The sequence below is a fragment of the Microbacterium sp. X-17 genome (assembly GCF_039615055.1).
The window spans coordinates 582764-606133 of the sequence record NZ_JBDHNI010000005.1 but is presented as its reverse complement, the minus strand read 5'-3'; the positions used below and the strand labels follow the sequence as shown (position 1 = coordinate 606133).

The 23370-nt window shown below is 71.3% G+C and carries 20 protein-coding genes; 17 read left to right on the top strand and 3 right to left on the bottom strand.

What is annotated here, in order from left to right; translation table 11 throughout:
- The first annotated feature begins 14 nt into the window (after nucleotides 1-14).
- Complete coding sequence (locus ABCS02_RS25880; protein WP_345838570.1) at nucleotides 15-1460, top strand: MinD/ParA family protein; 1446 nt, start codon at nucleotides 15-17, stop codon at nucleotides 1458-1460.
- Nucleotides 1461-1467: 7 nt separating this feature from the next.
- Nucleotides 1468-1959: a peptide deformylase gene (gene def, locus ABCS02_RS25875; protein WP_345838569.1), complete on the top strand. Its 492-nt coding sequence runs from the start codon at nucleotides 1468-1470 to the stop codon at nucleotides 1957-1959.
- 136 nt (nucleotides 1960-2095) lie between these two features.
- Here def and ABCS02_RS25870 read toward each other — a convergent pair whose 3' ends face one another.
- Nucleotides 2096-3928 (bottom strand): AMP-binding protein, encoded by a 1833-nt coding sequence (locus ABCS02_RS25870; RefSeq protein ID WP_345838568.1) that lies wholly within the window; start codon nucleotides 3926-3928, stop codon nucleotides 2096-2098.
- Nucleotides 3929-4047: 119 nt separating this feature from the next.
- Here ABCS02_RS25870 and ABCS02_RS25865 point away from each other — a divergent pair, with 119 nt between their 5' ends.
- The 3 genes from ABCS02_RS25865 (at nucleotide 4048) to ABCS02_RS25855 (ending at nucleotide 7234) form a co-directional block, all read left to right on the top strand.
- A complete protein-coding gene (locus ABCS02_RS25865; RefSeq protein ID WP_345838567.1) occupies nucleotides 4048-4764 on the top strand; it encodes a lysophospholipid acyltransferase family protein in 717 nt (238 codons plus the stop codon).
- Between the two features lie 4 nt (nucleotides 4765-4768).
- Nucleotides 4769-6106, top strand: coding sequence for a 3-deoxy-7-phosphoheptulonate synthase class II (locus tag ABCS02_RS25860; RefSeq protein WP_345838566.1), 1338 nt, complete (start codon nucleotides 4769-4771; stop codon nucleotides 6104-6106).
- Between the two features lie 198 nt (nucleotides 6107-6304).
- Nucleotides 6305-7234, top strand: a complete 930-nt coding sequence (locus tag ABCS02_RS25855; RefSeq protein ID WP_345838565.1) for a hypothetical protein — start codon at nucleotides 6305-6307, stop codon at nucleotides 7232-7234.
- 98 nt (nucleotides 7235-7332) lie between these two features.
- On the opposite strand, the gene pknB is transcribed toward ABCS02_RS25855, so the two are convergent.
- On the bottom strand, nucleotides 7333-9288 hold the full coding sequence (gene pknB / locus ABCS02_RS25850) for a Stk1 family PASTA domain-containing Ser/Thr kinase (RefSeq protein ID WP_345838564.1): 1956 nt from the start codon (nucleotides 9286-9288) through the stop codon (nucleotides 7333-7335).
- An 88-nt stretch (nucleotides 9289-9376) separates the two neighbouring features.
- On the opposite strand from pknB, the gene ABCS02_RS25845 reads away from it, so the two are divergent.
- Complete coding sequence (locus tag ABCS02_RS25845) at nucleotides 9377-9721, top strand: Rv2175c family DNA-binding protein (RefSeq protein WP_345838563.1); 345 nt, start codon at nucleotides 9377-9379, stop codon at nucleotides 9719-9721.
- A 163-nt stretch (nucleotides 9722-9884) separates the two neighbouring features.
- On the opposite strand, the gene ABCS02_RS25840 is transcribed toward ABCS02_RS25845, so the two are convergent.
- Nucleotides 9885-10982: a polyprenyl synthetase family protein gene (locus ABCS02_RS25840; RefSeq protein WP_345838562.1), complete on the bottom strand. Its 1098-nt coding sequence runs from the start codon at nucleotides 10980-10982 to the stop codon at nucleotides 9885-9887.
- Between the two features lie 64 nt (nucleotides 10983-11046).
- On the opposite strand from ABCS02_RS25840, the gene ABCS02_RS25835 reads away from it, so the two are divergent.
- The 11 genes from ABCS02_RS25835 (at nucleotide 11047) to murC (ending at nucleotide 23370) form a co-directional block, all read left to right on the top strand.
- Nucleotides 11047-11403 carry a DUF3040 domain-containing protein gene (locus ABCS02_RS25835; protein ID WP_345838561.1) on the top strand — a complete coding sequence of 119 codons (357 nt, stop codon included), beginning with the start codon at nucleotides 11047-11049 and terminating at the stop codon, nucleotides 11401-11403.
- A gap of 173 nt (nucleotides 11404-11576) precedes the next feature.
- Nucleotides 11577-12008, top strand: a complete 432-nt coding sequence (gene mraZ / locus ABCS02_RS25830; RefSeq protein ID WP_345838607.1) for a division/cell wall cluster transcriptional repressor MraZ — start codon at nucleotides 11577-11579, stop codon at nucleotides 12006-12008.
- Between the two features lie 100 nt (nucleotides 12009-12108).
- Nucleotides 12109-13074 carry a 16S rRNA (cytosine(1402)-N(4))-methyltransferase RsmH gene (gene rsmH, locus ABCS02_RS25825; RefSeq protein ID WP_345838560.1) on the top strand — a complete coding sequence of 322 codons (966 nt, stop codon included), beginning with the start codon at nucleotides 12109-12111 and terminating at the stop codon, nucleotides 13072-13074.
- Nucleotides 13071-13646, top strand: a complete 576-nt coding sequence (locus ABCS02_RS25820; protein ID WP_345838559.1) for a hypothetical protein — start codon at nucleotides 13071-13073, stop codon at nucleotides 13644-13646. The genes rsmH and ABCS02_RS25820 overlap by 4 nt, the downstream gene beginning before the upstream one ends.
- Nucleotides 13647-13659: 13 nt before the next feature.
- The gene (locus ABCS02_RS25815; protein ID WP_345838558.1) at nucleotides 13660-15447 is read left to right on the top strand and encodes a penicillin-binding protein 2; all 1788 of its coding nucleotides are present in this window, start codon (nucleotides 13660-13662) and stop codon (nucleotides 15445-15447) included.
- Between the two features lie 20 nt (nucleotides 15448-15467).
- Nucleotides 15468-16880, top strand: a complete 1413-nt coding sequence (gene murF, locus ABCS02_RS25810) for a UDP-N-acetylmuramoyl-tripeptide--D-alanyl-D-alanine ligase (RefSeq protein ID WP_345838557.1) — start codon at nucleotides 15468-15470, stop codon at nucleotides 16878-16880.
- Nucleotides 16877-17986, top strand: coding sequence for a phospho-N-acetylmuramoyl-pentapeptide-transferase (gene mraY, locus ABCS02_RS25805; protein WP_345838556.1), 1110 nt, complete (start codon nucleotides 16877-16879; stop codon nucleotides 17984-17986). The genes murF and mraY overlap by 4 nt, the downstream gene beginning before the upstream one ends.
- A complete protein-coding gene (gene murD, locus ABCS02_RS25800) occupies nucleotides 17968-19521 on the top strand; it encodes a UDP-N-acetylmuramoyl-L-alanine--D-glutamate ligase (RefSeq protein ID WP_345838555.1) in 1554 nt (517 codons plus the stop codon). The genes mraY and murD overlap by 19 nt, the downstream gene beginning before the upstream one ends.
- Entirely contained in the window at nucleotides 19475-20722 is a 1248-nt protein-coding gene (gene ftsW, locus ABCS02_RS25795) for a putative lipid II flippase FtsW (protein WP_345838554.1), read from the top strand. The genes murD and ftsW overlap by 47 nt, the downstream gene beginning before the upstream one ends.
- 10 nt (nucleotides 20723-20732) lie before the next feature.
- Complete coding sequence (locus tag ABCS02_RS25790; protein WP_345838553.1) at nucleotides 20733-21809, top strand: glycosyltransferase; 1077 nt, start codon at nucleotides 20733-20735, stop codon at nucleotides 21807-21809.
- A 163-nt stretch (nucleotides 21810-21972) separates the two neighbouring features.
- Complete coding sequence (gene murC, locus ABCS02_RS25785; protein ID WP_345838552.1) at nucleotides 21973-23370, top strand: UDP-N-acetylmuramate--L-alanine ligase; 1398 nt, start codon at nucleotides 21973-21975, stop codon at nucleotides 23368-23370.

The following is a 23370-nucleotide window of genomic DNA, read 5'->3' as shown; positions in this document are numbered from 1 at the left end:
GGGAGAGAGACGTCGTGACCCCGGATCGAACGGAAGACCACCCGGACGAGGATGCCGACAACGGCCTCCTCGAGGAGCCCGTGGCGGTCCACACCGTCGGCATCGGCGTCGCGACCGAGCAGGTCGCCGTCGTGCTTCCGGTCGAGAGCGAGGACGATCTGGACCTCGAGGACGACGGCGTCGAGATCCCCTCCTTCGAGAGCCAGGGCGCCTTCGAGAGCCAGGCCTCGTCGGTGCGCACGCCGTCCGCTCCCGCCGTGGAGCCGCCCGCGCCGGCGGAGGAGCCGCAGGCCCCCGCCGCGGAGGTTCCCGCGGCCGAGGTCCCGTCGCTCGCGTTCGCCCCGCGCCCGTCCGGATTCGGGATCGCCGCGGTCACGCGTCCGGGTGCCGAGTCCGGGACCGCAACGCCGGCGGCACCCGCCCCGGTGAGCCCCGAGCCGGTCGCCGAGCGCGTCAGCGAGCCGCTGCCGGTCGTCGTGCCGGTGCCGCTCTCGGCCAAGCGCGTCGATGACGCCGCGACCCGCGAAGGCTCCGACGTCCTCACGGCCGAGCGCCTCATCGACCCGAGCAAGCGCGTGCGCACCGAGCCGGAGGGGGCGTGGCAGCACGTCCTCTACACGCTGAGCGGCCGGCGCCTCACCCTCGGCGAGAGCCGCCGAGCCCGCGAGCGCCGGGAGCTGGACGCCCGCATCGGAGCATCCCTCGCCGGCGGCGCCAAGTTCGTCCCGATCCTGTCCCGCAAGGGCGGCGTCGGCAAGACCACGGTGACCACGCTGCTCGGCATGGCGCTCGCGGACGCGCGCGACGACCGGATCATCGCCGTCGACGCGAACCCCGATCGCGGCACGCTCGCCGAGCGGATCGTGCGCCCGAGCGGCCGCAGCGTGCGCGATCTCGCGCACAGCACCGTCCAGATCGGCGGTTTCAACGAGCTGTCCACGATCGTGGCCCGGGACGACACGCGGCTCGACGTCCTGGCATCCGACGCCGACCCCCGGGTGTCGGAGGCCTTCAGTGACACGGACTACCGGGATGTCGCGGCGCTCGCCGCGCACTACTACTCGATCGTGCTCACCGACACCGGGACCGGCATCGTCCACTCCGTCATGGACGCGACGCTCGCCCTCGCCGACGTCCTCGTCATCGTGTCCGGCCTCAGCGTCGACGAGGCGCGCCTCGCATCCGAGACGCTGACCTGGCTCGAGACGAACGGGTACGGCGACAAGGCGCGCAGCGCGATCGTCGTGCTCAACACGTCGCGGCCGGGCGCGCCGCTCGTGCGCGTCGACGAGCTGGAGGCCCACTTCGGCTCGCGGGCGGCGACGGTCGTTCGGATGCCGTACGACGGCGCGATCGCAGCAGGCAGCACGATCACCTTCAGCGAGCTGCAGCCGGTGACGCGCGATGCCGCGCGGACGCTCGCGGCCGCGGTCGTCGAGGGCCTGCGGGCCTCCGCCTGACGCGCCGATGGCCGTTCGACCGATTCGCCTGTTCGGCGACCCGGTGCTCCGCAGCCCGAGCGCCGAGATCACGCGCCTCGACGAGGGGGTGCGCGCGCTCGTGCGCGATCTCCTCGACACCGTCGAGGAGCCGGGGCGTGCCGGCGTGGCCGCTCCGCAGATCGGCGTCGCGCTCCGCGCGTTCAGCTACAACGTCGATGGCGTGATCGGCTACGTCCTCAATCCCGTGCTCGTGGAGACGTCCGGGGAGCCGGTGCCGTTCGGCGAGGGATGCCTCTCCGTGCCGAACCTGTGGCACGAGGTCGTGCGGTCGCCGTACGCGCGCGTAACGGGCATCGACGTCGACGGCCGCGAGGTCGTCCTGGAGGGCGAGGGCGTGCTGGCGCAGGCTCTGCAGCACGAGACCGATCACCTCGATGGGAAGCTGTACCTCGACCGCCTGGACCCGGCCTCCCGCCGCCTGGCGATGCGCCAGGTGCGCGAGTCCCCCTGGTTCTGACCCCCGTCCCCCCTCCCCGGACCCCGTCCACCCCTCCGCGAGAACGCCCTTGTGTCACGAAAACGGGCCGTTTTCGTGACACAAGCGCGTTCTCGGCGGGAGGCGGTCAGGCGGGAGGGGGACCTGCGGGAGGGGGTCAGGTGAGGGAGACGTTCGTCGTGCTCACCGGGACGGCGTAGAGCTGCTCGACCTCGTCGGCGAAGTCGTCGATGATGACCTGGCGCTTGATGCTGAGCTTCGGCGTGAGGTGGCCGCTGGCCTCCGTCCACTCGACCGGGAGGATCGCGAACTTCCGGATCGACTCGGCGCGTGAGACCTGCGTGTTGGCGTGGTCGACGGCGCGCTGCACCTCGGCGCGCACGGCGTCGTTGGTCGCGGCATCCGCGAGCGACATCGTCTCGGGCAGACCGTTGTTCTTCAGCCACGTCGGCAGCATCTCGGGATCGAGGGTCACGAGCGCCGCGATGAAGGGACGCTGGTCGCCCACGACGATGATCTGACCGACGATCGGGTTCGCGCGGATCGGGTCCTCGAGCACCGCGGGCGCGACGTTCTTCCCGCCGGCCGTGACGAGGAGCTCCTTCTTCCGCCCGGTGATCGTGAGGAAGCCGTCCGCGTCGAAGGAGCCGATGTCGCCGGTCTTGAACCAGTCGCCGTCGAACGCGGCAGCCGTCGCCTCCGGGTTCCGCCAGTACTCCTTGAAGACGTCGATGCCGCGCACTTCGATCTCGCCGTCGTCCGCGAGACGGATGCCGACGCCGGGCAGCACCGGTCCGACCGTGCCGATCTTGGAGACGTCGGCGCGGTTGACCGTGGCGGGAGCCGTCGTCTCGGTGAGCCCGTATCCCTCGAGGATCGTGACGCCGAGGCTGTGGAAGAAGTGGCCGAGACGCGGCCCCAGCGGCGCGGAGCCGGAGACCGCGTACTGCACCCGGCCGCCCATCGCCTCGCGCAGCTTGCTGTAGACGAGCCGGTCGAACAGCGCGAACTGCACCCGGAGCCCGAAGGGGATCCGCTTGCCCTCCTGCTGCAGGGTCGACCGCCGGACCGCGACGTCCGCGGCGCGCCGGAAGATCTTGCCGCGCCCGCCGGACTCTGCCTTCTGCTCCGCGGAGTTGTAGACCTTCTCGAACACGCGCGGCACGGCGAGGAGGAAGGTCGGCCGGAAGCTGCCGAGCGCCGGCAGCAGCTGCTTCGTGTCCGGCTGGTGCCCGGTCTTGACGCCCGCGTGGACGTCGAGGATCGAGATGAACCGCGCGAACACGTGCGCCGTCGTGATGAACAGGAGCGTCGAGGCGCCCTCGACCTCCACCACCGCGTGGAGCGCCTTCGCGGCGTTGCGGGACAGCTCCACGAAGTTGGAGTGCGTCAGCACACAGCCCTTGGGGCGGCCCGTCGAGCCGGACGTGTAGATGAGCGTGGCGATGTCGGAGCCCTGCGCGAGCGAGCGCCGACGCTGGATCTCGTCGTCGGCCACGGCCGCGCCCTTCGAGACGAGCGCGTCGAGGTCGCCGCCCTGCATGACCCACACCTCGCCTACGAGCGGCAACTCGGCGCGTACCTCCTCGAGTCGCGCGAGGTGCTCTTTCGACTCCACGATGCAGACGGACGCCTCGGAGTCGGAGAGGATCCACTGGATCTGGGCGGGCGAGCTGGTCTCGTAGATCGGCACCATGACGGCGCCCGCGTAGAAGAGGGCGAAGTCGACGAGCGTCCACTCGTACGTCGTTCGGGCGAGGAAGCCGACCTTGTCGCCGGGCTGGATGCCGGCGGCCACGAAGCCCTTTGCGAGGATGATGACCTCGCGCTCGAACTCGGCGGCGGTGATGTCGCGCCATCCCTCGCCTTCCGGGACGGCGAACAGCGCGAGATCCGGAGTCTCCGCCACCCGCTGAACCAGCAGGTCGGTGACGTTCGCGCCGGGGTCCGCGGGCACGATCGCGGGTGCCTCGAATGTGACGTCGCTCATATCGGCAGCTCCTTCGATACCGGCGGCGGTGCCGTCTCGGGGGACCTCGATTCTAGTCGGGGCCTCGGCCGGAATCCCAGGGATCCCGCGGCGATCCCGCGTCGGCTAGAGTGCGAGCGATGTTCTACTGGATCCTGAAGTACGTGGTCGTGGGGCCCCTGCTGAAGGCGATCTTCCGGCCGTGGATCGTCGGTCGCAGCAATGTGCCGCGCGAGGGTGCGGCGATCCTGGCGAGCAACCATCTGTCGTTCTCGGACTCCATCTTCTTGCCGCTCATGATCGACCGGCCGATGACGTTCCTCGCGAAGAGCGACTACTTCACGGGTCGCGGCCTGAAGGGCTGGGCGCAGCGCGTCTTCTTCCGCGGCACCGGGCAGATCCCGATCGACCGCTCCGGGGGTGCGGCCTCCGAGGCATCCCTCAACACCGGCCTCCAGGTGCTCGGCCGCGGCGACCTCCTCGGGATCTATCCCGAGGGGACGCGCAGCCCGGACGGCACGCTGTACCGAGGCCGCACCGGCATCGCGCGGATGGCGCTCGAGGCCGGGGTGCCCGTCGTCCCGGTGGTCATGGTGGACACCGACACGATCATGCCGATCGGCCATCAGGTCCCGCGGATCGGCCGCGTCGGCATGGTGATCGGCGAGCCGCTCAACTTCTCCCGCTTCCACGGCATGGAGAGCGACCGCTACGTGCTGCGCTCCGTGACGGACGAGATCATGGTCGCGCTCCAGCGGCTGGGGGAGCAGCGGTACGAGGACATCTACGCCACCGCCGCGAAGGAGCGCCTGGCCTCCCCGGCCGCGTCTACCGGGGATCTCGCCCCGGTAGACTGAGCGGATGCTTTCCCCCGTCGAGCCTCTGGATCAGTGGCGGAGCCTTCCGATCAAGCAGCAGCCGCAGTGGCCCGATGCCGACGAGGTCGCGCGCGTGTCCGCGGAGATCGCGACGCTGCCGCCGCTCGTCTTCGCGGGCGAGGTCGACATCCTCCGCGACCGGCTCGCCGCCGCGGCGGCCGGCCGGTCCTTCCTCCTGCAGGGCGGCGACTGCGCGGAGACGTTCGCCGGTGCGACGGCGGACCAGATCCGCAACCGCATCAAGACGCTCCTGCAGATGGCCGTCGTCCTCACGTACGGTGCGTCGATGCCGGTCATCAAGATGGGCCGGATGGCGGGGCAGTTCGCCAAGCCGCGGTCGAAGGACACCGAGACCCGCGGCGACGTGACGCTGCCGGCGTACCGCGGCGACATCGTGAACGGATACGACTTCACGGAGGGCTCGCGCGGGGCGGACCCGTCGCGGCTCCTGAAGGCGTACCACACGTCGGCCGCGACGCTGAACCTAATCCGCGCGTTCACCCAGGGCGGCTTCGCCGACCTCCGCGAGGTGCACAGCTGGAACCGCGGCTTCGCGCAGAACCCGGCGAACCAGCGGTACGAGGGCCTGGCAGCCGAGATCGACCGGGCGATCAAGTTCATGGAGGCGGCCGGAGCGGACTTCGACGAGCTGCGTCGCGTCGAGTTCTACACCGGCCACGAGGGCCTGCTCATGGACTACGAGCGCCCCATGACCCGCATCGACTCCCGCACCGGCACGCCGTACAACACCTCGGCGCACTTCGTGTGGATCGGGGAGCGCACGCGCGACCTCGACGGCGCGCACGTCGACTACTTCTCGCGCATCCGGAACCCCATCGGCGTCAAGCTCGGCCCGACCACGACGCCGGATGACGCGCTCGCCCTCATCGACAAGCTCGACCCCGAGCGCGAGCCCGGGCGTCTGACGTTCATCACGCGGATGGGCGCGGGCACGATCCGCGATGCCCTGCCGCCGCTCCTCGAGGCGGTCCGCGACGCGGGCGCCATGCCGCTCTGGGTCACCGACCCGATGCACGGGAACGGCATCACGACGCCGACCGGGTACAAGACGCGTCGTTTCGACGACGTCGTGAACGAGGTCCGGGGCTTCTTCGACGCGCATCGCGCCGTCGGCACGCATCCGGGCGGCATCCACGTGGAGCTCACCGGCGACGACGTCACCGAGTGCCTCGGCGGCTCGGAGATGATCGACGAGGCCGCCCTGGCGACCCGCTACGAGAGCCTCTGCGACCCGCGCCTGAACCACATGCAGTCCCTGGAGCTGGCCTTCCTCGTGGCCGAGGAGCTCGAGCACCGCTAGCCCGGTCCCCGGCCCCGGCCCGTCTGCCCGGCGCCGGTCCACCCCTCCGCGAGAACGCGCTTGTGTCCCGAAAACGGCCTGTTTTCGGGACACAAGCGCGTTCTCGCGTGTTCTCCCCAGGCCGAACGGCGGGCGCATCCCTCCACAGATCGGGATGTGGGAGCGTGAGCTCGGCCGGATGGGACGGAGCGTGGGGGGATGCTCCGCCCCAGACCTCTCCCGGGCGCGCTCGACGGGCGCGCGTTCACGTTCTCCGAGGCCGTCGAGAACGGGGTACCGCGCTCGCGGCTCCGCAAGGACGACCTCGCGCATCCGTTCCGCGGCGTCTACGCCGCGGCCGAGGGTCGAGACACCCTGGTCGCGCGCTGCGTCGAGGCGCTCGGCCTCCTCGGAGCGCCGCACGTTTTCAGCCATGTGACCGCCGCCCGCCTGTGGGGCATCCCCGTGCCGTGGCCGTGGACTCCCGACGAGGAGATCCACGTCCTCGCGGCCGGCGAACGCGGACGGATTCGTCGGGCGGGGATCCGATCGTGGGAGACCGGGCGCGATGACGCGATTCCGCACCGGATCGGCGAGCTGCTCGTGCCCCCGCCCGCCCTCGTCTGGGCGCAGCTCGGCGGGATGACGTCGCCGCGTCTGACCCGCGAGTGGATCGTGGCGGCGGGGGACTTTCTCGTGAGCGGGGTCCGGCTCGAGGGCGGGCGTCGGACCGAGCCGCTCGCCCCGCTCGAGTCGCTGAGTGGTGTCGTCGGCGCACGGAGCGGGATGCGCGGTGCGCGCGTGCTCCGCGAGACGCTCCCGCTCATCCGGACGGATGTCGACTCACCGCAGGAGACCCGCCTACGGCTGGCGCTCGTAGACGCCGGTCTTCCCGAGCCGCTCATCCACCCCGCAATCATGACCGCCGCCGGCGTCCTCCATCCCGATCTCGGCTACCCCGCGCGCCGCGTGCTGCTGGAGTACCAGGGCGAGGAGCATCGCGTCGATCGGCAGCGGTGGTTGCACGATCTCACGCGAGTCCAGCTGTTCCAGGATGCCGGCTACCGCGTCATCCTGATCGGCGCCGCCGATCTGCTCCCGCGGAACCGGTCGGCGCTGGTCGCCCGCATCCGTCGATCCCTCCGCTGAGAACGCCCGTATGTCTCAAAAGCACGTCATTTTCATGACACAAGCGCGTTCTCGCGGGGAGGTGGCGGATCCCCGAGCCCGAGGTCCGGGTGAGGGGGTCAGAGCGTGGGGGTGAGGGTGACCGTGCTGCCCTTCGGGGCGGACGTGCCGGCGGCGGGGTTGGTCGCCTTCACCTTGTAGACGTCCCAGTACTTGAAGCCGAGGGGCAGCGTGCCATCCTCGATGCCGGCGTTGACCTGGAAGCCGAGCGCCTGCAGCTGGGTGACCGCGTCGCGGATCGACTTCCCGACGACGTTCGACGGGATCTGCACCGGCTGCGGGCCCTTCGAGAGGTCGAGCGTGACGGTGTCGCCGACGTGCCAGTCGCCGCCGCCGCTGCGAGGTCCGATCCCGATCACCCGGCCCTCGGCGATCGAGTCGCTGTAGTCGGCGGTCGTATCGCCGGATACCTGGAGCCCGACGTCCGTGAGGGTCTTCGTCGCCTGCGTCGGGGGCATGCCGGAGACGTCCGGAACGTTCCCCTTCGAGACCGTCAGCAACGCGGCATCGCCCTCGTGGACGGTGCAGCCCTTCGTGCAATCGATCGGATTGCCCCCGCGCTGCTGCACGGCTGCGGAGATCACGGAGTCGGCCGGGGCGCCGGTGAAGACGTACGTGGAGTCGCCAACCGTGACGCCAGCGCCGGAGAGCGCCTGCCGCGCCTGCGCCTCGGGCATCCCGCCGAGTGCGGGGAGGTCGTGCGGCTGCGGGCCCAGGGACACGAGCACCGTCACTGTGGCGCCCTTGTCCAGCGGTGTGCCGGGGCCCGGGTCGGAGCCGACGACGGTCCCCGACGCGACGGTCAGGTCGTACACGTCCCGCCGCTGCGCGACGAGCGTCTGTTCCGTGAGGGTGGCCTGCGCCGCGGCGAACGTGCTGCCTGCGAGGTCGGGCACGCCGACCTTCGAGCCCGGACCGCTCCCGAACCACCAGCCCGTTCCCGCGGCCAGCGCGGTCAGCGCGATCACGATCACGACGAGCCATCCGCCGCGCGCCGCGCGCCGCTTGGCGCGTCGGCGGAGCCGTGCCGCGTTGTCGACCGTGTCGACGGGGGTGAGGTGGGTCGTGACGGTCGCCGGCAGGGCGCGGGTCAGCTCGTCGGAATCGAGAGTCCGGGTGCTTCCCGTGGCGGTGCCGACCGCGACGGTGCGCGCGACCTGCGGCGCGATCCCGAGCTCGCGCTCGATCTCGCGCAGGCGCGTCAGCATCTCGTCGGCATCCGTCGGGCGCGCGTCCGGCGACTTCGCTGTCGCCCACAGGACGAGCTCGTCGAGCTGCTCCGGCACGCCCTGGTTCTTCGCGCTCGGCCGCGGCACGGACTCGGTCGCGTGCTGGTAGGCGATCTGCATCGGCTGTTCGCCGCGGTACGGCTGCTCGCCGACGAGCATCTCGTACAGGAGGATGCCGAGGGAGTAGATGTCGCTGCGAGCATCCGCGGTGCCGCGGGTCACGAGCTCGGGGGCGAGGTAGGCGATCGTGCCCATCAGCATCTGCCCGCTCGCCGTGTTGGCGGTCGTGGCGCGGGCGAGCCCGAAGTCGCCGATCTTGATGCGGCCGTCCTCGGCGAGGAGCACGTTCTCCGGCTTGACGTCACGGTGGACGATGCCGGCCCGGTGGGCGGCGGCGAGCCCGGACAGGATCGCGTCCATGATCGCGACGGTCTGCGGCACGGAGAGGCGGCGCTGCTCGCGCAGGAGCTCGCGCAGCGTGATCCCCGGCAGATACTCCATGACGAGGTACGCCATGTCGCCGTCCTGGCCCTGATCGAACACGTTCACCACGTGCGGATCGGCGAGCCGGGCGGCGGCGCGCGCCTCCTGGATGAAGCGGCTCTGGAACACGGCGTCGTCGCTCAGATGGCCGTGCATCACCTTGAGCGCGACCCGCCGCTCGAGTCGGAGGTCCGTCGCGACGTACACGGTCGCCATGCCGCCGCGCGCGATGCGCGCGCGCACCCGGTATCGGCCGTCGACGAGACGGCCGATCAGGGGATCGGCTTGTTGGCTCGTGCTCACGGGGAGAGTCTACGAAGACGCGGTGCACGAACCCTGGCGGCTCACCGCGTGCGGTCCTGGCGTTACGTACACGTGAGATACTCTCCGGGTGACCGGCGAGACCGCGGTGGAGACCGACTGGCTGACCCTTCCGGATCTTGTCGAGGTGCTCGACCTCCCTCTCGGGCGGGTCCGGAAGCTTCTCGACGAGTCGTACCTCATCGGCGTCCGGCGTGAGGGCGTCCTGAAGGTGCCGAGCGTCTTCCTCGTCGAAGGGCATCCGCTCGCGTCCCTCCGGGGCACGGTGATCGTGCTGCGGGATGCCGGCTTCACCGACGACGAGGCGGTGGAGTGGCTCCTCGGCCCCGAGGACTCGATCGGCATCGCCCCGATCGACGCTCTGCGTGCCGGCCGCAAGAGCGAGGTGCGCCGCGTCGCGCAGGCGCTCGCCTGACCTGACCCGCGCCCGGCCCTGCGCCCGCCGCGCCCGCTGGGCCTGACCCCGCCGGTCGTGAGAACGCGCTTGTGTCACAGACACGCCGCAAGAACGTGACATACGCGCGTTCTCGCGGAGGAGGGGGACGGGCTCGGGGAGGAGGGGGACGGGCTCGGGCGGGTCAGGAGTCGCGCGAGGCGGCGGCACGGGCGAGGTCGCGGAGCTCGGACACGGCTGCGTGGCCGAGCGGAGCGCCGGCGAGGGCCCGGTCCGCGTCGCGCGTGTACTCGGCGATGAGCGCCTCGACCCGCTCCCGCGCGCCACTGTCGGTGATCGTCGCCTGGAGCGACTCGATCTGGGCGGGCTCGAGCGCCGGGTCGCCGAGGAGCTCGTCGAACACACGGCGCGGGCCCGGTCCGAGGGCGTCGCGCGTGTAGGCGACGAGGACCGTGCGCTTCCCCTCGCGCAGGTCGTCGCCGGACGGCTTGCCGGTCAGGGCCGTGTCGCCGAACACGCCGAGTACGTCGTCGCGCAGCTGGAACGCCATCCCGATCGGATGCCCGAAGTCGATGAGCGCCCGCCGCTGCGCGGCATCCGCACCCGCGAGCGTCGCGCCGATGAGGAGCGGCTGCTGCACGCTGTACCGAGCCGACTTGAGCGAGGCGACTCGCAGCGCGCGCTCGGCGTGCTGGGCGTCGGGCGCGGTCGTCCAGGCCGACTCCTCCGCGATGTCGAGGTACTGGCCGATCGTGACGTCGCGGCGCATCCGCGCGTACTCGGCGCGCGCCGTCCGCGCGGCGGACGGGATCGCGTCGGCGAGGCTCTCCTCGAACAGGTCGTCGCTCCACGCCACGAGGAGGTCGCCGAGCAGGATGCCGGCGGCCCGGCCGTGCGCGGCGGCGTCGCCGAACCAGCCCGCGTCGCGATGGGCCGCCTCCAGCACGCGATGCGCGGCGGGGTGGCCGCGGCGGGTGTCGGAGTTGTCGATGAGGTCGTCGTGGACGAGCGCCGCGGCGTGGAAGACCTCGAGCGCTGCGGCCGCGCCGATCGCCTCGGGGGCGATCTCGTCCCGGCGAGCCCCATCCGCCTCCGCGACCGCGCGCCATCCGGCGACGCAGAACCGCGCCCGCAGCAGCTTGCCGCCGGTCACCGCGGCGGCGGCGATCGCGACCAGGGCCTCGGCCTCCGGCCCCGCCGGCTCCGCCTCCGCCCGCCGGGCCGCAGAGAACGTGTCGAGTCGCTGGGAAACCTCCGCGATCACGTCCGTCGAAGGGGGCACGGGCCTAGCCTAGTGATCGACGGCGCGCGTACAATCAGCGCTATCAGCCACCCGAGGGGGATCAATGCCACTGTCCGAGCAGGAGCAGCGTCTGCTCGATGAGATGGAGCGTCATCTCATGGGCAACGACGCCGATGTCGTGACCGCTGATCGATCGGGCAGGTCCCTCAGTTACCGCCATCTCGTGTTCGGGGCGCTCCTGTTCATCGCGGGCCTGGGCGGGATCATCGCGGGTGTCGCGTCGCAACTCATCTTCATCGGCGTCATCGGCTTCGTCGTGATGCTCGGCGGCGTCGTTCTCGCCGTCACTCCACTTCGCTCCACCGTCGCGCGCGAGCCCAAGGGTCGCGCCGCGAAGGCGCCGCGATCGAGCTTCATGGACAAGATGAACGACCGTTGGGACCGCCGCAAGGGCCAGTAGCCCTCCGCCCCTCCTACATCGCCAAAGGCGCCGACCTCCGGGTCGGTGCCTTTTTCGTTGCCCGGAGCCGCTCCGAGGGGCATCCGGGGGCAGGAAATGATGGTGATGTGGAGGGAAGTGGAGTAGGGTGGAGGAGAACTTCGCAGGCCGGACGAAGGGGGGTGGCAGCTCGCATGCTGCTGGGCACGCACACTCCCAAGCTCGACGACAAGGGCCGCGTCATCCTCCCGGCGAAGTTCCGCGACGACCTCGGCGACGGGATCGTCGTCACCCGAGGTCAGGAGCGCTGCCTCTACGTCTTCTCCACGGAGGAGTTCGAGCGGGTGCACGAGCGGATCCGCGAGGCGCCGCTCACGAACAAGCAGGCGCGGGACTTCCTGCGCATGTTCTTGTCCGGCGCGAGCGCCGAGCAGCCCGACGGGCAGAACCGGATCACGATCCCGCCCGCGCTCCGGACCTATGCCGGGCTGACGCGCGACCTCGTCGTGACCGGGGTCGGCGCCCACGCCGAGATCTGGGACGCGGAGGCGTGGAACGCCTACGCCGAGAGCAACGAGGAGACCTACGCCGAGATGGAGCAGGAGGTGATCCCGGGACTGTTCTGACCTCGGGCCGTGATCTCTCGCCGCCCGCCCTGACGCACTTCCCCGGCGCCAGGTCGCGCGGCGGGGGATCAGGGTCCGAGATCGGATCCCCGCTCCGCACATGGACGCGAACGAGATCCACACCCCGGTTCTGCTCGATCGCTGCGTCGAGCTGCTGGCTCCCGCCCTCACCGGCCCGGCGCCCGTCCTCGTCGACGCGACGCTCGGGATGGGCGGTCACTCCGAGGCGTTCCTCGAGCGGTTTCCCCACCTCCACCTGATCGGGCTCGACCGCGACCGCGACGCGCTCGGCATCGCGGGCGCGCGGCTCGCGCGCTTCGGCGACCGCGTGACGCTCGTGCACACCGTCTACGACGGGATCGCCGACGCCGTGGCCTCCACCGGCCGCGCGGCGGTCGACGGCATCCTCTTCGACCTCGGCGTCTCCTCGCTCCAGCTGGACGAGGCCGATCGCGGCTTCGCCTACTCCAAGGACGCGCCGCTCGACATGCGCATGGACCAGACCCGGGGCGTCACCGCCGCGGACGTCGTTGCGACGTACAGCGAGGGCGAGCTGCGCCGGATCTTCGAGCGCTACGGCGAGGAGAAGCTCGCGGGGCGCTACGCGCGGGCGATCATCGCGGCGCGCGAGGATGCCGCGATCGAGCGGTCCGGGCGGCTCGTGGAGATCCTGGTCGCCGCGACCCCCGCCGCGGCCCAGCGCGCGGGACACCCGGCCAAGCGCGTGTTCCAGGCGCTGCGGATCGAGGTCAACGCGGAGCTCGCCGCTCTCGGGCGCGCGATCCCGGCCGCGATGGGGATCCTGCCGGTCGGCGGCCGCATCGTCGTGATGTCGTACCAGTCGCTCGAGGACCGCCTCGTCAAGCAGGCCTTCGCGGAGGCCTCGGCATCGACCGCGCCGGCGGGCCTCCCGGTCGAGCTGCCGGAGCACGCCCCCCGCTTCCGTCTCCTCGTGAAGGGCGCCGAGCGCGCGTCCGACGCGGAGATGGCCGTCAACCCCCGCGCGACGCCCGTCCGGCTGCGCGCTGCCGAACGTGTGCGGGCGATCCGAGGAGAGGTCTCATGAGCACGGTGATTCAGGCTCTACCCCAGTCTCCGATCGAGGCGCTTCCTGAGCGTCGCCTAGGGATCGCCCCACGACCGGCGCGCCGACGCCGCCCCAAGCTCGTCTACGGCATCGTTGCGCTCATGGGTGCGCTCGCCATCACCGCCGCGCAGATGGTCGTGTCCATCATGACGACCGAGACGTCGTATCAGCTCTCCTCGCTCCAGCAGCAGCAGAAGACGCTGACCTACCAGAAGCAGATCCTCTCCGACAAGGTCGCCGGCCTCAGCTCGCCGCAGTACCTCGCGGCGAACGCGGCCGCGCTCGGCATGGTCATCGGGCAGCCGCCGAGCTACCTGCGCCTGAGCGACGGCGCGCTGATCGGTTCGCAGCAGCCGTCCTCCGGGACATCCTCGGTCGACGCGCTGGGCCGAGGGGCCGTCGCCAACGCGCTCGTGACGAACACCCCGCTCGTGACCCAGCCCGACGCGACGATCAAGGGCGTCCCGACGAAGCCCGTGACGAATGCCGCGGGCGCCGTCGTCATCCCGCCCACCCTCACCCAGGGTCTCCCGACCCCGACCACCCGCTGAGACGCGAGAGTCCATGACGACACGCAGCACCCGCAGCCCTCGTCGCCGCACCGTCGTCGCCCTGGCCATCGTCTTGGTGATCATCGTCGGCTTCGTCGCGCGGCTCGTCGACATCCAGGTCGTCAATGCCAGCGACAACGTGAAGCAGTCGCTCGGCCTCGGGCTCGCGGACTCGCAGACGCTCGCCGGCACGCGCGGCTCGATCGTCGACGAGAACGGACAGCCCCTTGCGTCGAGTGTGCTCACCTACGACGCGCAGCTCGACCCCCTGAACGTCGGTCCGATCCCGCGGTCCGACGGGAAGGGCGGCACCACCCAGGTCAGCTGGGACCAGCTCTCCGGCGAGATGGGAGCGATCACCGGCCAGTCGGCGCAGGACATCCAGGCGATCGTGTCGCAGGCGCTCGCGGACAACCCGCAGAGCCGGTTCGCGTACCTGAAGCGCGGCCTGTCGACCGAGCAGTACCGCGCGCTCGTCGCGCTCGGCGCGCCGTTCCTCACGTTCACGGCGCAGGCCGCGCGCACCTACCCGGACGGCGCGGTGGCGGGCAACCTCGTCGGCTTCGTCGGCTCGGACGGCACCCCGCTCGGCGGGCTCGAGATGTCGGAGAACTCCTGCCTGTCCTCGACGGACGGCCAGGTCGCCTACCAGAGGGGCAAGGACGGCGTCGTCATCCCGGGCACCGAGCAGGAGACACCCGCCGTGAATGGCGGCACGCTGACGCTCACGATCAACCGCGACCTGCAGTGGTACCTGCAGCAGCTCATCGCCGAGCAGGTGCAGAACCTCGGGGCGAAGAGCGGCACGATCACGGTCGTCGAGGTCAAGACGGGCAAGATCCGCGCCGCCGCGGAGTTCCCCTCGGTCGACCCCAACAACGTCGGCGCCTCGGCCCCGCAGGACCGCGCGAGCCGGATCTTCACCTCGACGTTCGAGCCGGGCTCGACGTTCAAGGCGCTGACCGCGTCCGCCCTCATCGACACGGGCGTCGCGACCCCCGAGTCGACCGTCAGCGCGGCATCCTTGGAGACCTTCCCGGGCGGCGCGCGCGTGCGTGACGCGGAGCCTCACCCGACCAACCAGTACACGCTGACCGGCGTCCTGATCGACTCGTCGAACGTCGGCATCTCGAAGTTCGCGCAGCAGATCGACCCCAACATCCGCGTCGACTACCTGAAGAAGTTCGGGATCGGCTCGGGGAGCGCGGTCGGCTTCGTCGGCGAGCAGAAGGGCGAGATCCACCCGGTCAGCCAGTGGGACCCGCAGACCTTCTACAACACCTCGTTCGGCCAGGGCCTGACGACGACCGTGCCGGAGCTCATGGGCGCGTACGAGACCATCGCGAACGACGGCGTGAAGATTCCGCTGTCGCTCGTCGAGTCGTGCACGAAGGAGGACGGCACCGTGGAGACGCCGCAGCTGCCGGATCCGACGCGCGTGATCAGCGACCAGACCTCGACCGAGGTGCGGCAGATGCTGGAGAACGTCGCGCTGCAGGGCACGAACGCGGATGCCGTCAAGATCCCCGGCTACCGCATCGGGATCAAGACCGGCACCGCGGAGAAGTACGACCCCGCGACCGGCGGGTACAAGCCGGACCTGTACTTCACGACGATGATCGGGATGGCGCCCATGGACGACCCGCAGTACCTCGTCGCGATCACGCTCGACGAGCCCACTGCGGTAACATCCTCTGCGGCGAACGCGCCGGGCTTCCAGAAGGCCATGACCCAGGTCCTGAAGACGTTCCGGGTCATGCCATCGACGACGCAGCCGACCATGCTGCCGAAGTTCGGCTGACCGCGTCGCCCGCCTCTCGAATGATCTCACTCGCACTCACGCACATCGCCGATGTCCTGCGTGGCGACCTCCTCCTCGCCGGCACCGACACCCCTGCGACCCGTGTCGACGGGGTCGTCGACACCGACTCCCGCCTCATGGCCCCGGGCGGCATCTTCGTCGCCAAGCGGGGTGAGGAGACGGACGGACACCTGTACGTCGCCGCTGCTGTCGAGAAGGGGGCGGTGCTCGCGATCGTCGAGCATCCCGTCGACGTCCCGGTCACGCAGATCGTCGTGGCGGATGCCGTGGACGCGCTCGCCGACCTCGCCCGCGACGTCGTGGCTCGTGTCCGCGCGCGCGGGTCCCTGCGCGTCGTCGGCATCACGGGCTCGAACGGCAAGACAACGACGAAGAACCTGCTCGCCCGGATTCTGGAAGGCGAAGGGGAGACCGTCGCCGCGCGCGCGTCCTTCAACAACGAGGTCGGCGCGCCGCTCACGATGCTGCGCGTCACCGAGACGACGCGGTTCCTCGTGAGCGAATTCGGCGCGAGCTCCCCGGGCGAGATCGCGCGGCTCGCGGGCCTCGTCGAGCCCGACGTGTCGGTCGTGCTGATGGTCGGGATGGCGCACGCCGGCGGGTTCGGCGACGTCGAGACCACGCAGAAGGCGAAGTCCGAGCTCGTGCACGCGCTGCGACGCGGGGGCATCGCGATCCTGAACGTCGACGACCCGCGGGTCGCGGCGATGGCTCCGGTGGCGGCGGAGCGCGAGGGCTCCGTGCGGTGGTTCGGTCAGGGCGACCGTGCGGACGTTCGCGCGAGCCGGATCGAGGTGGACCCCGCCGGGACGAGCTCGGCCCTGACCGTGGACGGCGTGGACCTCCCGCTGCGGCTGCGCGTCCTCGGCGCGCACCACGTCATGAACGCGCTGGCGGCCATCGCGGCCGCGACCGCGCTCGGCGTGGCGGCCGCGGACTGCGTCGCGCGCCTCGAGACGGTCGAGCTCGCCGAGCGCTGGCGGATGCAGCCCCTCGGCAACGACCGGGTCCGTATCATCAACGACGCGTACAACGCGAGCCCCGACTCGATGGCGGCCGCTCTCCGCACCCTCGCGCAGATCACTGCGCCCGAGGAGCGCATGGTGGCCGTCCTCGGCGCCATGAGCGAGCTGGGGGAGTACGCCGGCGAGGAGCACGACCGGATCGGCCTGCTCGCCGTGCGCCTCGGCATCCAGCGCATCGTCGTGGTGGGCGCGGACGCCCGCCGTCTCTTTCTCGCCGCGGTCGGCGAGGGCTCGTGGGACGGCGAGGCCGTCTTCTTCCTCACCGCAGACGAGGCGCACGACTACCTCCTGGGCGAGCTGCGCGACGGAGATCGCGTCATCGTGAAGTCGTCGAACTCCGCCGGCCTCCGGCACCTCGGCGATCGTCTGGGAGAATCGTTCGCGTGAGATCCCTCCTGACGGCAGCCGCGATCTCCCTGGCTTTCACGCTGTTCCTCACGCCGGTGTTCCTGCGGCTGTTCCGCCGGTGGGGTTGGGGTCAGGTGATCCGCACGCCCGAGGACATCCACAATCCCTCGCACGGTGCGAAGCGCGGGACGCCCACGATGGGCGGGGTCATCTTCATCGCGGGTACGGTCGTCGGCTACCTCATCGGATGCTTCGTCGGGAACAACCCGCCGTCGATCTCCGGCCTCCTCGTGCTCTGGATGATGATCGGCTTCGGCGCCGTCGGCTTCATCGACGACTTCATGAAGGTGCGCCAGCAGAAGAGCCTCGGGCTGTCCGGGTGGCGGAAGATCCTTGGGCAGGTCATCGTGATCGTGCCCTTCGCGGTCATCGGGCTGAACTTCCCGAACCCGGCGGGTTCGACGCCGGCGAGCGCGCACATCTCCCTCTTCCGGGACATCCCGGTCCTGAACTTCATGGCGCTGGGCTTGGTCGTCGGCTGGCTCCTCTACATCGTCTGGGTCGCCCTGATCGGCGTCGCGGCGTCCAACAGCGTCAACGTGACCGACGGTCTGGACGGCCTCGCCGCGGGTGCCGGCATCTTCGTCATCGGCGCACTCAGCCTCATGTCGTTCTGGCAGTTCAAACAGCTTTGTGCGCGCGCCGCGCTCGATCCGCTCAACCAGCCCGGTTGCTACGAGGTGCGCGATCCGTTCGACCTCGCGATCGTCTCGGCGGCGTTCGTCGGGGCCCTCATCGGGTTCCTGTGGTGGAACGCACCGAAGGCGCAGCTGTTCATGGGCGACGTCGGGTCCATGGCCATCGGCGGCGTCGTCGCGGCGATGGGCATCCTCATGCACGTCGAACTTCTGCTGATCCTCGTCGCGGGCGTGTACGTGATCGCGTCCGGCTCGGTCATCCTCCAGCGCGGCTACTTCAAGCTCACCCGGGGCAGACGCCTGTTCCTCATGAGTCCGCTGCATCACCATCTCGAGATGCGCGGCTGGCCGGAGATCACGATCGTCGTGCGGATGTGGATCATCGCGGGCCTCCTGGCCTTCTCGGGTGTGGGGCTCTTCTACGTCGAATGGCTCTCGCGCACGTGAGCGCCCGCCCGGACACACTGACGAGCTGGCACGCGGACTGGTCGGGGCTGCGCGTCCTCGTCCTGGGGCTCGGGGTGACCGGCTTCTCGGTCGCCGACACGCTCGCCGAGCTCCGCGCGGACGTCCTCGTCGCGACGGACGCCGCCGGCGAGGAGTACGCACGCCTGCTCCCCGTGATCGGCGCGCGGCTGTGGGAGGGGGCGCTCCGCTCCGTTCCGGAGGAGATCGTCGCGTTCGCGCCCGAGCTCGTCGTGGCTTCGCCCGGGTTCTCGCCGGAACACCCGGTCATCGTGTGGGCGCAGGCGGCCGGGATCCCGCTCTGGGGCGACCTGGAGCTCGCGTGGCGGGTGCACGACAAGGTCCTGCGTCCGGACGGCACCCCGGCCGACTGGGTGCTCGTCACCGGGACCAACGGCAAGACCACGACGACGCGGCTGACGGCGACGATGCTCGCTGCGGGCGGCCTGCGGGCGGCGCCGTGCGGGAACATCGGGGTGCCGGTGCTCGACGCCGTCCGCGACCCCGGCGGGTTCGACGTGCTCGTCGTCGAGGTCTCGAGCCACCAGCTCTGGTACCTGGGCCTCAGCACCCCCGCGGGGATGCTGTCGCCGCACGCGAGCGTGTGCCTCAACCTCGCCGAGGACCACCTCCAGTGGCACGGCTCGTTCGCGGCCTACCGCGACGCGAAGGCGGTCGTGTACCGCAACACCCGGGTCGCGTGCGTGTACAACAAGTCGGACGAGGCCACCCGGCGGATGGTGGAGGAGGCGGACGTCGTCGAGGGCGCGCGGGCGATCGGGTTCGACCTGGGCGTGCCCGGGCCGAGCGATCTGGGCGTCGTCGACGGCATCCTCGTCGATCGCGCGTTCCTCGCCGAGCGTCGGACGAGCGCCCTCGAGCTCACGACCGTCGGCGCCCTGGCCGAGCACGGCCTCGGGGCGCCGCACATCGTCGCGAACGTCCTCGCCGCGAGCGCGCTGGCGCGCTCGCTCGACGTGCCGCCCGCCGCGATCCGCGACGCGCTGACCGAGTTCCGGCTCGACCCCCACCGCATCGAGGTCGTCGCGATCGCCGACGGTGTGACGTGGATCGACGACTCGAAGGCGACGAACCCGCACGCCGCGGCCTCGTCGCTCGCGGCCTACCCGAGCGCCGTCTGGGTGGTCGGCGGTGTGCTGAAGGGCGTCGACATCGGCGCGCTCGTGGCCGCTCGCGGGCCCGGCATCCGGGCCGCCGTCGTGATCGGCGCGGAGCGTGCGGAGATCGCGGAGGCGTTCGCGCGACACGCGCCGGCGGTGCCCGTCTTCGAGGTCGTCCACGATGAGACTGAAGACGTCATGGCGCGGGTCGTCGAACTGGCTGCCGGGATCGCACGTGACGGGGACGTGGTGCTTCTCGCCCCCGCCGCGGCGTCCTTCGACCAGTTCGAGTCCTATGCCGATCGAGGTCGCCGGTTCGCCGAGGCCGTCCGCAGGCGAATCGGGAGGGATGCCGGTGACCAGCACCGAGACCCCTCCGCAGGCTCCGTCGGCTGACCCGCCGGAGCGTCGCGGCCTCGCCGCGCGCGTGCGGCTCGGGGCCGTGTTCGCGCCGGTGTCGAGCGAGTTCCTCCTCATCGCGTCGACCGCGCTCCTGCTGACCGGGTTCGGGCTCGTCATGATCCTGTCCGCGACCTCGGCGACCGCGACCGCGGCGGGTCAGCAGCCCTACGACGCCGTGCTCAAGCAGGCGGTGTTCGCGGTCATCGGCATCCCGCTCATGTTCATCGCGTCCCGGCTGCCGCTGTCGTTCTGGAAGAAGGCGGCCTGGCCCGGGCTCATCGCGGCGTCGGCCTTGCAGCTCCTCGTGCTGACGCCGCTCGGGGTGGAGAACGACGGCAACCGCAACTGGATCTCGATCGGCGGACTCCAGGCGCAGCCCGCCGAGTTCCTCAAGCTCGCCCTCGCACTCTGGCTCGGCACGGTGCTGTTCCGGAAGCAGGCTCTCCTCGGCAAATGGCGGCATGCGCTCATCCCCGCGTTGCCCGTGACCATCCTCGTCATCGGGACCGATCTCGCGGGCGGCGACCTGGGCACGGCGATGATCCTGTTCGTCGTCGCGCTCGCCGGGTTGTTCTTCTCGGGCGTGAAGCTGCGGATCCTCCTGGTCCCGCTTACGCTGTCGGCGGCGGCGGTCGGCTTCCTGGCCCTGAACAGCAGCAACCGGATGGCCCGGATCATGAGCTTCCTCAATCCGGACACGACCGCGTGCTACTACAACGAGTGCTACCAGTCGCTGCACGGCATCTGGGGGCTGGCCGGCGGCGGCATCCTCGGGCTCGGCCTGGGGAACTCGAAGGAGAAGTACGACTGGCTGCCGGCGGCGGCGAACGACTACATCTTCGCGATCATCGGGGAGGAGCTCGGGCTCGTCGGCTGCCTCGTGGTCCTCGCACTGTTCACGATCTTCGCGATCGGGGCCTTCCACATCGTCCGGCGCTCCAACGACATGTTCGTCCGCGTCGTGGCCGGCGCGATCGGGGTCTGGGTCATCGGACAGGCGCTCCTGAACATCGGCGTGGTGCTGCGGCTGTTCCCCGTGCTCGGGGTTCCGTTGCCGTTCGTCTCGCAGGGTGGCACGTCGCTGATTTCGGTCCTGCTCGCGTCCGGCGTGCTGCTGTCGTTCGCCCGGAACCTCCCGCCGAAACCGGCGGCGCGCAGGACCGCTGCGCCCGACGACGCGGATCCGATCGCCTAGGCTCGACCGGGTGACGACGTACCTCCTGGCCGGTGGGGGCACCGCCGGCCACGTCAACCCGCTGCTCGCCGTCGCGGACGCGATCCGCGAGCGCGAGCCCGACGCGGGCATCCTCGTGCTCGGCACGCGGGAGGGGCTCGAGGCGCGGCTCGTGCCGGAACGCGGGTACGAGCTGCTGTTCGTCGACAAGGTGCCGTTCCCGCGGCGCCCGGACCGGGCGGCCATGGCCTTCCCGAGCCGCTTCCGCCGTGCCGTCGCCCGAGTGCGCGGCTACATCGCCGAGCGTGGGGTTGACGTCGTCGTGGGGTTCGGGGGATACGCCTCGGCCCCCGCGTATCGCGCGGCCCGCCGCGCGGGCGTGCCGCTCGTCGTGCACGAGGCCAACGCGCGGCCGGGTCTCGCGAACGTCCTCGGCGCGCGATGGACCGCCCAGGTCGGCGTGGTCTTCCCCGGCACCCGCCTGCGCGGGGCGCGGGTCGTGGGGATGCCGCTGCGCCGCGAGATCGTCGACCTCGACCGGGCCGCCGTCCGCGCGGACGCGGCGGCGCACTTCGGCCTCGATCCCGACCGTCCGACGCTGCTCGTGTTCGGCGGCTCGCTCGGGGCGCAGCGGATCAACGAGGCGATCGCGGGCTCCTGGCGTGACATCCTCGACGCCGGCTGGCAGCTCCTGCACATCACGGGGGAGCGGGCGGTCGACGCGGCGCCGGAGGTCCCGGGGTACGCCGTGCTCCGTTACGTCGACCGGATGGATCTCGCCTTCGCGCTCGCGGACCTGATCCTCTGCCGTTCCGGCTCGGGGACCGTGAGCGAGATCAGCGCCCTCGGCATCCCCGCCCTCTACGTCCCGTATGCGGTGGGCAACGGTGAGCAGCGGCTCAACGCGGCATCCGCGGTCGCGGCGGGCGCCGCACGCATCATCCCCGACGGCGACCTCACGCCCGACCGCGTGCGCGCCGAGGTCGTGCCGTTGCTGCACGACGCCGCGGCGCTGGCCGCGATGCGCGATGCCGCGGCATCCGTCGGCACCCGCCGCGGCACCGAGAACCTACTCGCCCTCGTCGACGAGGCCCTGGCGCGCCCCTGACCCCGGCGCCCGCCCCTGACCCCGGCCTGCCTCCGTCCCTAGCGGAGGAGATGGGACGGGCGGAGGGCCGAATCGCCAGCATCCTTCCTCCCTCGCTCACATCTCCTCCGCTCGGCACGGCGACGGCGGATGCCCAGGGGCCCCGACCTAGGATTGTCGGGTCATGATCAGACCCGACCTGAGCCTGCCCATCCCCGAGCGCATCGAGGCCGCGCACTTCATCGGCATCGGCGGATCCGGGATGTCGGGGCTCGCGCGCATGTTCCTCGCCCGCGGCATCCGGGTCTCCGGCTCCGACCGCTCCGACTCGGCCGCCCTCCGCGACCTCGCGGCGCTCGGCGCCCGTGTCGCGATCGGGCACGACGCGGCGCACCTCGGCGATGCCGACACGGTGATCCACACCGGCGCGATCTGGCCGGAGAACCCCGAGTACGTGACCGCCAAGGAGCGCGGGATGCCGGTGATCCACCGCTCACAGGCCCTGCACTGGCTGATCGGCGGCCGTCGCCTCGTCTCGGTCGCCGGCGCCCACGGGAAGACCACGTCGACCGGCATGATCGTGACGGCCCTGCGCGAGCTCGGGATCGATCCGAGCTTCGTCAGCGGCGGCGTCATCGCGCAGCTCGGCTCCTCCAGCGGGCCGGGCGTCGATGATCTGTTCGTCGTGGAGGCCGACGAGTCGGACGGGACGTTCCTGCTCTACGACACCTCGATCGCGCTCATCACGAACGTGGATGCCGACCACCTCGACCACTACGGCACCGCGGAGGCCTTCGACGATGCGTTCGTGCGCTTCGCGGCCGAAGCGCGCGAGGCGGTCGTCATCTCCGCGGACGACGCCGGCGCCCGCCGGGTGCGGGCACGTCTCGAGCACCCGCGCGTCGTCACGTTCGGGACGGATGCCGACGCCGACGTGCGCGTGAGCGGCATCCGCACCGACGGACCCGTCGTGTTCACGGTCCACGCCGGCGGCGAGAGCGTCGAGGCCCGGCTCGGGATCCCGGGCCGGCACAACGCGATCAACGCGACCGGTGCGGTCGCGGTCCTGCTGAGCCTGGGCCTTCCGCTCGAGCCGGCGGTGCGGGCGGTCGAGACGTTCGCCGGCACGGTCCGCCGCTTCGAGCTGCACGGCATCGCGCGCGGAGTCAGCGTCTACGACGACTACGCGCACCACCCGACCGAGGTCGCCGCGGCGCTGGCCGCCGCCCGGTCGGTCGTGGGCGAGGGGCGGCTCATCGCCGTCCACCAGCCGCACACGTACTCCCGCACGCTGCAGATGTCGGGCGAGTTCGCGCGCGTGCTGGAGGAGTACGCCGACCACACCGTCGTGCTCGACGTCTACGGCGCCCGGGAGGACCCGGTCGCCGGAGTCACGGGCGCGCTCGTGAGCGAGGCCTTCCGCGATCCGGATCGCGTCCGCTACGTGCCCGATTGGCAGGACGCCGCGGACTACGCCGCGACCGTCGCGCGCCCGGGCGACTACGTCATCACGCTGGGCTGCGGCGACGTGTACCGCATCGTGCCGCAGCTGCTCGCCTCGCTCGCCCGCGCGGAGGACTGA